The organism is Nocardia sp. NRRL WC-3656 (assembly GCF_000720265.1).
GTDB classification, from domain to species: Bacteria; Actinomycetota; Actinomycetes; order Mycobacteriales; family Mycobacteriaceae; genus Nocardia; species Nocardia nova.
Genome location: NZ_JOJF01000019.1, coordinates 70,969 through 86,094 on the forward strand (window position 1 = coordinate 70,969; position 15,126 = coordinate 86,094).

Sequence of the window (15,126 nt, forward strand, 5' to 3'; positions counted from 1 at the left end):
CGTGGTGCTGCGGACCGCGGTCGATGTGGACGCGCGCTTCGACACGCTGCTCGACGCCGTGCGCGCCTCCGATATCGCCGCGCTCTCGCATACCGATGTGCCGTTCGAACGCCTCGTCGAGGTCTTGAATCCGCGCCGCTCGACCGCCCGGCATCCGCTGGTGCAGGTGGGTCTGTCGTTCCAGAACCACGATCGCGCCACCCTGCGACTACCCGGCCTGACCGTCACCGAGGTCGAATCCGACAGTGCGACAGCGCAGTTCGACCTGCATCTGTTCGCCGTCGACCACCACACCGAGTCCGGAGCCCCGGCCGGCATCGAACTGGCTCTCGGCTATGCGACCGATCTGTTCACCGCCGAGACCGCCGAGCGGATCGCCGCGCAGGTGAACCGCGTCCTGCATGCGGTGGCCGCCGCGCCCGCGACCCGGATTCGCGATCTCGACCTGCTCGGAGAGCAGCAGTACCGGTTCGTGATCGAGGACGGCAATCGGACCGCGCGGGAGGTTCCCGAGGCGACGCTGGTGGATCTGTTCGATGCCCGGGTCGCCGCGAATCCCGCGGCGGTGGCGTTGATCGACGCGGCCGGCGCCGAATTGAGCTATCGCGACTTCGATGTCCGGGTCAACCGCCTGGCCCGTCACCTCATCGGCCTCGGCGTGCGCCCGGAGACGACTGTGGTGCTGGCGCTGCGCCGTTCGGTCGATCTGGTGATCGCCATGTTCGCGGTGGCCAAGGCCGGCGGCGCCTATGTGCCGATCGATCCCGACCATCCGGCCGATCGGATCGCGCAGATCGTCGAGACCGCGCGGCCGGTGTGTGTCCTGGGCGGGGGTGCGGTGCCCGGCGTGGGTGACGACATCGCGAGGGTGGATCCCGGTACGGATCTGTCCGCGTATCCGGGCACGCCGATCACCGCCGCCGATCGGCTCGCGCCGCTGCGGCCGTCGAACACCGCCTACGTCGTGTTCACCTCCGGCTCCACCGGACGCCCCAAGGGCGTGGCGATCTCGCACGGCGCGATCGTCAACCAATTGCTGTGGCTGCGTAGCGAATTCGCCATCGACACTGCCGACCGCGCGCTGCTCAAGACGCCCGCGACCTTCGACCTGTCGGTATGGGAGTTCTGGTCGCTGCTGGTCAGTGGCGGAGCCCTGGTGATCAGCGAGCCGGGCAGCGAACGCGATCCCGACCACCTGCGCGAGCTCATGCGGCGGCACCGGGTGAGCATCCTGTTCACCGTGCCCTCGCTGCTGGGCATGCTGCTGGCCGACGAGACCGGCTTGCCGCAGACGCTGCGGGCCGTCCTCGCGATCGGTGAGGCGTTGCCGCAGTCGACGGCGCGCCAGTTCGGAACCCGCTGCTACGCAACGCTGTTCAACCTCTACGGTCCCACCGAAACCGCCGTCTCGATCACCTCGCACCGGGTCGGCGCCGATCCGGAGCCGGTGGTGCCGATCGGCGCGCCGGTGTGGAACAGCCGGGCCTATGTGCTCGATCGGCGGCTGCGGCCGGTGCCGCCGGGCGTGCCCGGCGAGCTGTATCTGGCCGGCGACCAGCTGGCCCGCGGTTATGCGGAACAACCGGCGCTCACGGCGGGCCGTTTCGTCGCCGATCCCTTCCACGGCGGCCGCATGTACCGCACGGGCGATATCGTGCGCCGCCGCACCGACGGACTGCTCGAGTATCTGGAGCGGGCCGACTTCCAGGTCAAGATCGGTGGTTTCCGGATCGAACTCGGCGACGTGGAGGCGGCCCTGCTGCGCCGGCCCGGCGTCGAGGCCGCGGTCGCGGTGGCCCGCACCGACGGCAGCGCGGGACCGCGGCTGATCGCCTACGCGGCGGTGCCCGGCGCCGATGTCGACGCCGGCACGCTGCGCGCGGCGCTCGGCAGCGAACTGCCGAAATACATGGTGCCCGCGGCCGTGGTGGTGCTGGACGCGCTGCCGCTCAACGCCAACGGCAAGGTCGACCGCGACCGGCTGCCCGCCCCGGTGCTGTCCGAGGCCGAGTTCCGGGCGCCCGATACCGAGACCGAACGCCTGGTGGCGGCGGAATTCGCCGATATCGTCGGGTTGTCCGCCGACGGCGAGTCGCCCATCGGCGCCGACACCGATTTCTTCGAACTCGGCGGCAACTCGCTCGCGGCCGCCCGCCTGGCCGCGCGGCTGGGTGCGGCCTCGGGCGTGCGGGTGCCGGTCGCCGCGGTCTTCACCGCGCCGACCGTCGCGGCGCTGGCCGCCTGGATCGATGCGGCCGAGCAGGATGTCCGTCCACCGCTGCGGCCTCGGACCACCGGCGCGCCGGTACCGCTGTCGCTCGCCCAGCAGCGGATGTGGGTGCTGAACCGGCTCGCCCCGGATTCGGCCGCCTATCACGTGCCGGTCGCGTTGCGCCTGACCGGGACGCTGGAACTCGACGCCCTCCGGGCCGCGCTCGCGGATCTGGTGCAGCGCCACGACATCCTGCGCACCCGGTATCCGGAAGCCCGCACCACCTCCGCCGAACCGGAACCGGTGCAGGAGGTGCTGCCCGCCACGCCGGTCGACCTCGAGCCGATGCCGGTGCGGCGCGACGAGATCGACGAGTGCATCGCCGAGATCGTCGCGGTCGGCTTCGACGTCACGGCCGCCCCGCCGGTGCGGGTGCGTCTGCTGCGGGTGGCCGACGTCGAGCACATCCTCGTCGTGGTGGTCCACCACATCAGTGCCGACGGCTATTCGATGGCCCCGCTGACCCGCGACCTGATCGCGGCCTACACCAGCCGGTTGGCCGGAACCGCGCCCCAGTGGAATCCGCTGCCGATCCAGTACGCCGACTACAGCGAATGGATGCGGACCGTACTCGGCGCCGAGACCGACTCGGACAGCGTGCTGTCCGAACAGCTCGGCTACTGGCGCGACCGGCTGGCCGGCGCACCCGAGCAGCTGGCGCTGCCCACCGACCGGCCGCGTCCCGCCCGCCGCGAGATGCGCGGTGCGACGGTCGATTTCGCCTTCGATCAGCCGCTGGTCGCGCAGCTGGCCGGTGTCGCGCGAGCGCACGGGACGACCCTGTTCTCGACGATGCACGCCGCCTTCGCGGTGCTGCTGGCGAAGATGTCGGGACAGTCCGACATCGTCGTCGGCGCGCCGGTGGCCGGGCGCGGGGAACGTGAACTCGACGATCTGGTCGGCATGTTCGTCAACACCGTGGCGTTGCGCACCGAGATCGACGCCCGGACGAGTTTCGCCGAGCTGCTGCGGGGTGTGCGGGAAGCCGACCTGGCGGCGCTCGGCCGCACCGAGGTGCCGTTCGAACGGGTGGTGGAGGCGCTGGGCCGCACCCGCACCAGCGCGTACACGCCGATCTTCCAGGTGCTGTTCACCTTCCAGAACCTGCCGGCCACGGCGGTCACGCTGCCCGGTCTGCGGGTCGAGACGCTCGAACCGGCGCTGCCGGAGGCGAAATTCGATCTGCAGCTCACCGCGCTGGAGGAATTCGGCGCCGACGGTGAACTGCAGCGGCTGCGGATGCAATTCTGCTATCCCACCGACATCTTCGACGAGCGCACGGTGCGATTGTTCGCCGAACGACTACAGCTGATCGTGCGGGCGGTGGCGGCGGATCCGTCGATCACCGTGCGCGCGATCGACATTCGCACCGCCGAGGAGCGCGACCGCCGCACCGGCCGCGCCGCAACCACCCGGCTGCCCGGTGATCTGGTCGATCTCATCGCCGCCGCGGCCGGAACCGCGCCCGATTCGCTGGCCGTCGAATTCGGCGGGCGCGGAATCGGATTCGCGGAACTGCACCACAAACTGGTCACCGTCGGCCGGGCCATGGGCGCGAGCGCCACTCCCGACGCGCTGATCAACGTCGCGCTGGCCGGCCTGCTGCCCGGCGTTCTCGCCGCCGGCGCCGGCGGACTCACCACCATGCTCGAGGCCCTGCATCTGCGCGCACAGGGCGTGATCACCACGGAAGGAACCCACTGATGACGCATGCAGAGTCGGTTACACCCGTTCGGTCCACCGAGCACCCCGCGCTGCGCGGCGCCTACGGCATCGCGGATCTGCCGTACCTGATCGAGGTCGTCGCCGACCTGGAACCGCAGCGCGTCGCGGTCCGGCACGCGGACGTCGCGATCACCTATACCGAGCTGGGCGCGGAGCTGACCACGCTGGCCGCGGCGATGGGTGATGCGCTGACCCCCGATGCGCTCGTGCAGGTGGTGATCTCGGGCCGGCTGCCGGCACTGCTGGAATCGGGGGAGGGCGCACTGGCCGCCGCCGTCTCCGATCTGCTCGACGACGCGCTCACCGCGGCCGCGGATGTGCTCGATCCCGGCCTGGCTCCCGCCGATACGCTCGCCACGCTGTTCGCCGAGCAGGTGCGTCGCACGCCCGGTCTGGTCGCGGTGGAATTCGACGGCAGCACCCTCACCTACGCCGAACTCGACGCCCGGGCGAACGCACTGGCCTGGCAGCTGGTCCGGCTGGGAGTGGGACCGGATGCGCGGGTGGGCGTGTCCATGCACCGGTCGCTGGAACTGGTGATCGGCATGTACGCCATCCACAAAGCCGGTGGTGCCTACGTGCCGATCGACCCGGAGCATCCCGCCGATCGCATCGCGTACGTGCTGGAGATCGCCGCGCCCGTCGTGGTCCTCACCCATGCCGGCAGTCCCTCGTTCGACGGTGTGCCCGTGCTGCGGGTGGACGAATTCGACTGGGAGACAGAGGCTTCGAACTCGGTGCTGGAGTCCGGCGAGGTGGTGCCGGCACGCCCGGACAACACCGCCTACGTCATCTTCACCTCGGGTTCGACCGGCCGGCCCAAGGGGGTCGCGGTCTCGCACCGCGCCATCGTGGCGAATCTGCGCTGGCGGCAGCGGTGCTACCGCATGCACGCAGCGGATGTGGTGCTGCAGAAGACGCCGTTCACCTTCGACGTGTCGGTGTGGGAGTTCTTCTGGCCCCTGCAGGTCGGTGCCCGGCTGGTACTCGCCGCACCGGACGGCCATCGCGATCCGGCGTATCTGATCCGGACCATCGCCGGCAAGCACATCACCATCGCGCATTTCGTGCCGTCCATGCTGGCGGTGTTCGCCGCCGCCGTCGCGGATGCCGAGGCGGTGAACGATATCGACTCCCTGCGTGCGGTTTTCGCCTCCGGTGAGGCGCTGCCCGCCGCGACCGGCGCCGCCTTCCGCGACGTGAGCGGCGCGAGCCTGCACAATCTGTACGGGCCGACCGAGGCCGCGGTCGACGTGACCGCCCACGAGGTGACCGCGGCCGATACGGTCTCGGTCCCGATCGGCGCCGCGGCCGACGACACCGATCTGCACGTCCTCGACGACAATCTGCAACCCGTCCCCGACGGTGTGGTGGGCGAGCTGTACCTGTCCGGTGTGCAGCTGGCCCGCGGCTACCTCGGCCGCGCGGGGCTGACCGCCGAGAGGTTCGTCGCCAACCCGCACGGCGCGCCCGGTGATCGCATGTACCGCACCGGCGACCTGGTGCGCTGGAACAGCGGTATCGACGGCGGCCCGCGCGAATTGGAATACTTGGGCCGCAGCGACTTCCAGGTGAAGCTGCGCGGTCTGCGGATCGAACTGGGTGAGGTCGAGGCGGCGCTGCTGGCGCACGAATCGGTGGCACAGGCCGCGGTGGTGCTGTACCGGCACAGCACGGGCGACCACCTGATCGGCTACGTCGTGGCGGCCGGCGGATGCGAACTCGATTCCGGCGCGATTCTCGGCGACGCCGCGCGGCGACTGCCTGATTACATGGTGCCGTCCTTGCTCGTCGCCATGGACCGCATGCCGGTCAACGCCAACGGCAAACTGGATCGCAAGGCGCTGCCGGAACCCGAATTCGGCGGCGCCGCAGGCGAATTCCGCGAACCGGCGACCCCGGGCGAGCGGGCGGTGGCGGAGATCTTCGCCGATCTGCTCGGCATCGACGCCGTGGGCGCCGACGACGACTTCTTCGCCCGCGGCGGCAATTCGCTGCTGGCCACCCGCGCGATCGCGCGCATCTCGGCCGCTCTCGACATCGCGGTCGACGTGCGGGACTTCTTCGACCGCCCCACCCCGGCCGGGCTCGCCGCCCTGGCCACCACCGCGCGCGTGCGGACGCCGCTGGTCGCCGGCCCGCGCCCGGATACCGTCCCGCTCTCGCCGGCGCAGCGCCGGATGTGGTTCCTCAACCGCCTGGCCAACAGCGACGCCACCGGCAACGCCGCGGCCGCGGTCGACAACATTCCGGTCGCGCTGCGCCTGCGGGGCCGGCTCGACACCGCGGCATTGCGTGCGGCCGTCGCCGACGTGACCGCGCGTCACGAGGTGCTGCGCACGGTATATCCCCAGACCGCCGCGGGTGCCGTGCAGGTCGTGCGGCCCGTTGCCGAGCCGCAGCTCGCGCCGGCCGAGGTCGCCGAGGCCGATCTGGTCGCGGCGGTGCGAGAGGTCGCCGCCACCGGCTTCGACGTCGCCGCCGAGATCCCGGTGCGGGTGCGGTTGCTGCGTACGGGCGCCGACGATCACACCCTGGTGCTGGTGGTCCACCACATCGCCGCCGACGGCGTGTCGATGGGACCGCTGCTGCGCGACCTGATCCAGGCCTACACCGCGCGCAGCCGCGGCACCGCCCCGCAATGGTCGCCGCTGCCGTTGCAGTACGCCGACTACACGCTGTGGCAGCAGCGGGTACTCGGCGACGACACCGATCCGGACTCCGAGGCGGCCCGCCAGCTCACCTTCTGGCAGCACGAATTGGCCGAGCTCCCCGCGCAATTGGATCTGCCCGCCGATCGGCCGCGCCCGGCCGCGGCCTCGTATCGGGGCGCGACCGTCGAATTCGCCATCGACGCCGGTCTGCGCACCGCCATCGACGGACTGGCCGAACAGCTGCGGGCCACGCCGTTCATGGTGCTGCACGCGGCGCTGTCGCTGCTGCTCGCCCGGTTGTCCGGGACGAGCGATATCGCGATCGGCACCCCCGTCGCGGGCCGGGGCGAGCGCGCACTCGACGATCTGGTCGGCATGTTCGTCAACACGCTCGTCCTTCGGACCCGGGTGGCGGGCGACGCCGACTTCGCCGAGCTGGTCCGCCGCACCCGCGCCGTCGATCTCGATGCCTTCGCCCATGCCGAGATTCCGTTCGAACGCCTGGTGGAGGTGTTGAATCCGGCGCGGTCGCAGGCGCGGCATCCGCTGTTCCAGGTCGGCCTGTTCATGCAGAACATCGGGGTCGGCACGCCGGAACTGCCGGGCCTCGAGACCGAGCTCGTGGATTTCGATCCCGGCTTCGCGAAATTCGACCTCCAGCTCACCGTTTCCACACCGCCCGAGGGTGGATACCGCGCCGAATTCACCTATGCCACCGATCTTTTCGATGCGCCGACGGTCGAGGAATTCGCCGCCAAATTCCTGCGCCTGCTCGGCGGCGCCACGGCCGACCCGCACCTGCCGGTCGGTGATCTGGAACTGCTCGACGCCGGCGAACTCGACTATGTGACCTCCAGCTGGAATGCCAGCGGCCACAAGGTGGCCGACCACTTCCTGCACGAGGGATTCGACCGGCAGTCGCGCCGCACGCCGAACAACCGCGCGCTCGTCTTCGAGGGCGCCGAACTGACCTACGGCGAGATGTCGGACCGGGTGAACCGCCTCGCCCGCAAGCTGATCGAATCCGGCGTCGGGCCGGAGACGCTGGTCGTGCTGGCCATGCCGAGGTCGATCGAACTGGTGCTCGGCATGTACGCGGTGCTGCACGCGGGCGGCGCCTACGTTCCGGTGGACCCGTCCCATCCGATCGAACGCATCGGCCACATCCTCGCCACCGCGCGGCCGCATACGGTGCTGACCACGCGGGCCGCCGGCTTCGAACTGCCGCCGACGGCCTCCGATACGGCGGTGGTTCACCTCGACGAACTGGACCTCTCCGATTACTCCGCCGCCAAGATCGGCGATCGGGAGCGCCGCGGCGCGCTGCATCCGGACCACCCGGCCTATGTGCTGTTCACCTCCGGCTCGACCGGGCGGCCCAAGGGAGTCGCGGTCAGCCACCGCGCCATCGCCAACCAGCTCGAATGGATGCACGCCGAGTACGGCGTGCGGGCCGGCGACATCTACCTGCAGAAGACCGCGACCACCTTCGACGTGTCGCTGTGGGGCTATTTCCTTCCGCTGCGGGCCGGCGCCACCCTGATCCTGGCCACCCCCGACGGCCACCGCGACGCCCGCTATCTCGCGGAAACCATTGCCGCGCAGCGCGTTACGCTGACCGACTTCGTGCCGTCGATGCTCACCGTCTTCCTCAACCATGCCGAGGCGCAGGAGCTGGCCACCCTGCGGGCCGCCTTCGTCGTCGGTGAGGCGCTGCCCGCCGAAACCGCGGCGCTGTTCGCCGAGAAGTGCGACGGCGCCCTGCACAATCTGTACGGCCCGACCGAGGCGGCGGTGTCGATCACCTGCCACGAGGTCACCCCGGACGACGTGCGCAGCGTGCCGATCGGCGAGCCGGAATGGAATTCGCAGGTCTTCGTGCTGGACGCCCGGCTGCATCCGGTGCCGATCGGCGCGCCGGGCGAGTTGTACCTGGCCGGCACCCAGCTCGCGCGCGGCTACTGCGGACGCGCCGATCTGACCGCGGAACGGTTCGTCGCCAATCCCTTCGGCTTCGGCGGCGAACGGATGTATCGCACCGGTGATCTGGTGCGCTGGACCCCCGAGGGCGAGCTCGACTATCTGGGCCGCATCGACTTCCAGGTGAAGTTCCGCGGCCAGCGCATCGAACTGCCGGAGATCGAAACCGCCCTACTGGCCGCACCTGGTGTCGGCCAGGCCGCGGTGCGCCTGATCACCGGCGAGAGCGGCGACTACCTCGCCGGATACGTGATCCGCACGCCGGGTGCCGAACTCGATGTGCAGGCCGTGCGGGACGGTCTCGGCACGGTGCTGCCCGCCTACATGATTCCCACCGCCGTCGTCGAACTGACCGAATTCCCGCTCAACAGCAGCGGCAAATTGGACCGCGCGGCGTTACCGCTACCGGTGCTGGCGGCCGCCGAATTCCACGCTCCGCGCACCCCGCTCGAGGAGCGGGTGGCCACGGTGTTCGCCGACGTGCTCGGGCTGGAGCGGGTCGGCCGCGACGACGACTTCTTCGCCCTCGGCGGTAGTTCGCTCGACGCCACCCAGGTCAGTGCCCGCGTCGGCCGGATCGTGGATGCCCGGGTACCGGTGCGCACCCTGTTCGAGGCCTCGACCGTCGCCGCGTTCGCGGCCGCCGTCGGCGGTGACGTGGCCGAGCGGGCCCGCCCCGCGCTGGTTAAACAGCAACGGCCGCAGCGTATTCCGCTCTCACCGGCGCAGCAGCGGATGTGGTTCCTCAACCGGTTCGATCCCGAGTCCGGTGTCCACAACATTCCGGTCGCGGTCCGGCTGACCGGTGCCCTGGATGTCGCGGCGCTGGCCGCCGCCGTCGCGGATGTGCTGGAACGCCACGAGACCCTGCGCACGCGCTATCCCGAATACGAGGACGGCCCCGCCCAGGAGGTGCTGCCCGCCGCCGATGTGCGCGTGGACCTGACACCGGTCGATGTCCCGGCGGCGGAGATCGCGGGCCGCATCGCCGCGCTCACCGCGCGGGGATTCGACGTCACCGCCGAACCGCCACTGCGCATCGCGTTGCTGCGCGGTCGCGCCGACGACGGCAGCGACATCGGCGCCGCCGGCCCGGACGGCGCGGAGCCCGAGCACATCCTCGTCTTCGTGGCCCACCACATCGCGGCCGACGGCTGGTCGATCGCCCCGCTGACCCGCGACCTCATGACCGCCTACGGCCACCGCGCGGCCGGGACCGCACCGCAGTGGGAACCGCTGCCCGTGCAGTACGCGGATTTCAGCATCTGGCAGCACGCGGTGCTGGGTTCGGAATCGGATCCCGACAGTGTCCTGGGGGCCCAGGCGGCCTACTGGCGGGCGACACTCGCCGGGCTGGCCGACGAGCTGAATCTGCCCACCGACCGGCCGCGCCCGATGCGCCCCTCCTACGCCGGTGGCCGGGTGCGATTCGATATCGGCGGCGACATCCGCGACGGCCTGCGCGAACTCGCCCAGCGGCGGCAGGCCACCACCTTCATGGCCGTGCACACCGCGCTGGCGATCTTCCTGGCCCGCATGGCCGGCACCGACGACGTGGCGATCGGCTCGCCGATCGCCGGGCGCGGCGAGCGCGAACTCGACGATCTGATCGGCATGTTCGTCAACACCGTGGTGTTGCGGACCGCGGTGCCCGGCGGCGCGAGCTTCACCGAACTGCTCGACCGCACGCGCGAGGCCGACCTGCGTGCCTTCGCACACGCCGACCTGCCGTTCGAGCGACTGGTGGAACTGCTCGATCCGGAACGGTCCACCGCGCGGCATCCGTTGTTCCAGGTGGCGCTGGCCTTCGAGAATCTGCCCACCGGTGAGCTGGAGCTGCCGGGGCTGCGGGTCGGCACGGTCGAGCCGGACGCCGGAACCGCGAAATTCGATCTGGCCCTGAACATCCGGGAGACGGCCGAGGGGATGGCCGCGGAATTCGCCTATGCCCGCGACCTTTTCGACCACGCCACGATCGAGGGCTTCGCGAGCCGCTTCCTCGGTCTGCTGCGGCAGCTGGTCGCCGATCCCGAGGCCGCGGTCGGTGATACGTCGCTGCTCAGTGCCGACGAGTACGTCCGGTTGACCCGGGTGCGGCCCGACGAGGTGATGGCGACCGCGCTGCTGCCGGAACTGCTCACCGCCGGGCTGAGTCTGGGGCGCGACCGGATCGCGGTGCGCTACGAGGGCCGTTCGATCACCTACGGCGACCTCGACGACTACTCCTCCCGGCTGGCCCGCCGGTTGATCGCGGCCGGCGTCGGCCCGGAACAGCTGGTGGCCGTGGCACTTCCGCGGTCCTTCGAGATGGTCGCCGCGGCCATGGCAGTGGCCAAGGCCGGCGGCGCACACGTGCCGGTCGACCCCACCTATCCCGCGGAGCGGGTGCGCTACATGGTCACCGACTCGGCGGCGCGGGTCGGCATCACGGTCGCCGCGTACGCCGACGCACTGCCCGAGGGCGTGCGCTGGCTGGTCCTCGACGCACCGGCGACGGAGGCCGAGCTCGCAGCCCTGCCCGCCGGGCCGATCGGCGACGCCGAACGGATCGCCACGCTGCGGATGTCCCATCCGGCGTATGTGATCTACACGTCGGGCTCGACGGGTATGCCCAAGGGCGTCACCGTGACGCATGCCGGCCTGGGCGGGCTGGCCCAGTACGCGATCGAGCGGTACGGGTTGCGGCCCGAACACCGCATGCTGCACATCTGCTCACCGAGCTTCGACCCCTCGGTCCTGGAATGGATCTGCGCCTTCGCCACCGGCGCGACGCTGGTGATCGTGCCGGCGCGCGTCATCGGCGGCCCCGAGCTGGGCGCGCTGCTGCGCACGGAGGTGGTGACGCACGCGATCATCACGCCCGCCGTGCTGGGCACCCTGGACGCCGCGGAACAGCCGCAGCTGCAGGTACTTTCGGTCGGCGGCGATGTCACCACCGACGAACTGCTGGCGACCTGGGAGCCCGGCCGCCGCTATTTCAACGGCTACGGTCCGACCGAAACCACCATCATCTCCTCCTACGCGCGCCTGACCGCCGGTCAGCCGGTCACCATCGGAACTCCGGTGCACGGCATGTCGGCGCTCGTGCTGGACCGGCGGCTGCGGCCCGTGGCGCCCGGAGTGGCCGGTGAGCTGTACCTGGCGGGCGGTGGCCTGGCGCGGGGATATCGCAACCGATCGGGAGGCACCGCCGAGCGGTTCGTGCCCAATCCCTGGGGTGCGCCGGGCAGCCGGATGTATCGCACCGGCGACGTCGTGCGCTGGCGGGCGATCGCGCCGACCGTGCGGCAGGCACAGCCGGAATGGGAGCTGGAGTACGTCGGGCGCTCGGATTTCCAGGTGAAGATCCGCGGCTTCCGGGTCGAACTCGGCGAGATCGACGCGGTGCTCGGCGCCCACCCCGACGTCGATTACGCGACCACCCTGGGCCGCGACCACGACACCCGCGGCACCATGCTGGTGTCCTACGTCCTGCCGAAGCCGGGACGCGCGATCGACCCCGCCGACCTCACCGATTTCGCGGCTCGCCGGTTGCCCTCGCATATGGTGCCGGCCGCACTGGTCGTCCTGGACAAGATTCCGCTGACCCCGGTGGGCAAGGTGGACCGCAAGGCGCTGCCCGAACCGGTGCTGGCGCCGGCGCGGTTCCGGGCGCCGGTCGGCGCCGCCGAGGTGCTGGTCGCGAACACCTTCGCCGCCCTGCTCGGCGTCGAACAGGTGGGTGCGGACGACGACTTCTTCGCCCTGGGTGGCAACTCGCTCGTCGCCACGCAGCTCGCCGCACGCCTGAACAAGGCGACCGGGGACACGGTGCCGGTGCGCGCGGTCTTCGACGCGCCGACCGTGCGGGCGCTGGCGGCCCGGATCACACTGTCGGACAACGGTTCCCGTGACTCCGGGCCGAGTGCCGTGGTCCCGCGCCCGGAGATCGTGCCGCTGTCGATCGCTCAGCAGCGCATGTGGATGCTCAACCGCCTGGACACCGGCGGCGGCAGCTACAACATCGCGTTCGCCCTGCGGCTGACCGGCAATCTGCACATCGCCGCCCTGCGCGCCGCGATCGCCGATGTGATCGAGCGGCACGAAACCCTGCGTACCCGCTACCCCGAGCGGGACGGGGCGGCGACCCAATGCGTTCTACCCGCCGCCGTCCCGGATCTCGCGGTCACCGACGTCGATGCCACCGAGGTCGCCGCCATGGCGGAAACTCTGGCGCACAGTCGTTTCGACGTGGCGAACGAGGTGCCCGTGCGGATCCGGCTGTTGCGGGTGCGCCGCGCCCCCGACGCCGATCGCGCCGCACAGACCCACGTGCTGCTGTTCGTCGTCCACCACATCGCGGCCGACGGCTGGTCCTTCGCCCCGCTGACCAGAGACCTCGCCGTCGCCTACCAGGCCCGCACCGCGAGCGCTGCGCCGCAGTGGTCGCCGCTGCCGATCCAGTACGCCGATTACGCGCTGTGGCAGCAGCGCACGCTCGGGTCGATCGCCGATCCGGACTCGGAATCCGCTCGGCAGCTGGAATTCTGGCGCACGCAACTGTCCGGGGCGCCGGAGCTGTCGGCGCTGCCGACCGACCGTCCGCGCCCCGCGATCGCCTCCCAGCGGGGCGGTGCCCGCACCGCGCGGCTGAGTCCCGCCTTGCACCAGCGCATTCACGATCTCGCGGCCGCGCATCGGGTGACACCGTTCATGGTGCTGCACGCCGCGCTGTCGGTGCTGCTGTCCCGATTCGGAGGCAGCGACGACATCGTGATCGGCGCCCCGGTCGCCGGGCGCGGTGATCAGGCGCTCGACGATCTGGTCGGCATGTTCGTCAATACCCTGGTGCTGCGGACGCCGGTGCACGGCGGGGACAGTCTCGCCGAACATCTCGACCACGTGCGGGCCGTCGACCTCGCGGCCTTCGACCATGCCGCGGTGCCGTTCGAACAGCTCGTCGACGTCCTGAATCCGGCTCGTTCCCGGGCACATTCGCCGCTGTACCAGGTGTCGTTGACGCTGCAGAACCAGACCCGCGCGCAGCTGCGGCTCGACGGGCTGGAGATCGCCGCGGTCGAACCCGCGGCGGCGCCGATCCAGGTCGACCAGCACTGGACCGCGAACGAGACCTACGCGCCGGACGGTACGGCCGCGGGTATCGACCTGCACGTGCACTATGCCGCCGACCTGTTCGATCCGGAGACCGTCGCGGCGCTGCTCGACGGCTTCGAGCGGATCGTGGCGGCGATGGCGGCCGACGGGACCACCCGGGTCGCCGACGTCGAGCTGATGTCGCCGGCCGAACGCGAGCGGCTGGTCGGCGGGCACAATGCCACCGCCTACCCGGTCGGTCCCCGCACCCTGCCCGAACTTCTCGCCGCCCGGCCGCAGCGCCCGGCCGCGCAGGCGGTGACCTTCGAGGGCACCAGTCTGTCCTATCGCGAATTCGACCGGCGGGTGCACCGGCTCGCGCGCTATCTGATCGCCCGCGGCGTGGGACCGGATACCGCTGTGGCCGTGCGCATTCCGCGCTCGCTGGAGTTGGTCGTCGCCATCCACGCGATCGTCACCGCCGGGGCGGCCTACGTACCGCTGGACCCCGACCATCCCGTCGATCGGGTGCGCCACGTCCTCGACACCGCGCGACCCGCGTGTGTGCTGACCACCACCGACGCACCCGAATTACCGGCCGGCGTGGACGCGGTGCGGCTGGACCGGCTGGATTTGTCCGGCTGTGCCGACGACGCGGTGACCGATGCCGACCGGGTGTCGCCACTGCGGCCGGAGCATATGGCGTATGTGATTTTCACGTCGGGGTCGACGGGTCGTCCCAAGGGTGTGGCGGTGAGTCACGCGGCGATCGTGAATCGTCTGGTGTGGATGCAGGCCGAGTACGGTTCGAGCTCCGACGATGTGGTGTTGCAGAAGACTCCGGCGACCTTCGATGTGTCGGTGTGGGAGTTCTTCTGGCCGTTGCAGGTGGGTGCGCGGCTGGTGGTGGCGCGCCCCGATGGGCACCGCGATCCGGCGTATCTCGCGCGGTTGACGGACGAGGAGGCCGTGACCACGGCGCACTTCGTCCCCTCGATGCTGGCCGTATTCGTCAGCTCGGTGGCGGCGGCCCCGGCGTCGTTGCGTCGCGTGTTCACCTCGGGTGAGGCGTTGCCCGCGGATACGGCCGCGCGCTGGCGTGAGCTCGGTGGTGCGCCGCTGCACAATTTGTACGGTCCGACCGAGGCCGCGGTCGATGTCACCTTCCACGAGGTGACCGAGGCGGACGCGACCGCTTCGTCGCCGACCCGTTCGACGCCGGAGCCCGGATGTACCGCACCGGTGATCTGGTCCGCTGGAACCGCGCCGGTGAACTGGAATACTTGGGCCGCAACGACTTCCAGGTGAAGTTGCGCGGACTGCGCATCGAACTCGGCGAGATCGAGGCCGCGCTGACCGGGCGGGTCGGCGTCGCCCAGGCGGCGGTGGTGGTGACGGGAGCGGGCGAGCGGGCCCGGCTGC

Annotated in this window: 3 protein-coding genes (2 of these 3 cut by a window edge); all 3 read left to right on the forward strand. The window is 70.9% G+C overall.

Translation table 11 applies throughout. The annotated features are described in order from the left end of the window. Tightly spaced (each overlapping or abutting the next), the 3 genes in view from IG65_RS0123595 to IG65_RS36070 form a layout consistent with a single transcriptional unit that may run on beyond the window. A protein-coding gene (locus IG65_RS0123595; RefSeq protein WP_051756730.1) for a non-ribosomal peptide synthase/polyketide synthase crosses the window boundary here: on the forward strand, positions 1–3,976 show its end. It extends 13,682 nt beyond the left edge of the window; the window shows 3,976 of its 17,658 coding nt (coding positions 13,683–17,658); its start codon lies beyond the left edge, outside the window; the stop codon is at positions 3,974–3,976. Continuing rightward, complete coding sequence (locus tag IG65_RS36065; protein WP_051756732.1) at positions 3,976–15,012, forward strand: non-ribosomal peptide synthetase; 11,037 nt, start codon at positions 3,976–3,978, stop codon at positions 15,010–15,012. Before IG65_RS0123595 ends, IG65_RS36065 begins: the two co-directional genes overlap by 1 nt. After that, positions 14,934–15,126: the 5' portion of a condensation domain-containing protein gene (locus IG65_RS36070; protein ID WP_051756734.1), read on the forward strand. Its footprint extends 2,885 nt past the window's final position; the window shows 193 of its 3,078 coding nt (coding positions 1–193); the start codon lies at positions 14,934–14,936; the stop codon falls past the right edge of the window. The genes IG65_RS36065 and IG65_RS36070 overlap by 79 nt, the downstream gene beginning before the upstream one ends.

Bases quoted from the DNA above. Each gene is read 5' to 3' on its own strand.
- IG65_RS36065 (WP_051756732.1), top strand. From the start codon at position 3,976: ATGACGCATGCAGAGTCGGTTACACCCGTTCGGTCCACCGAGCACCCC.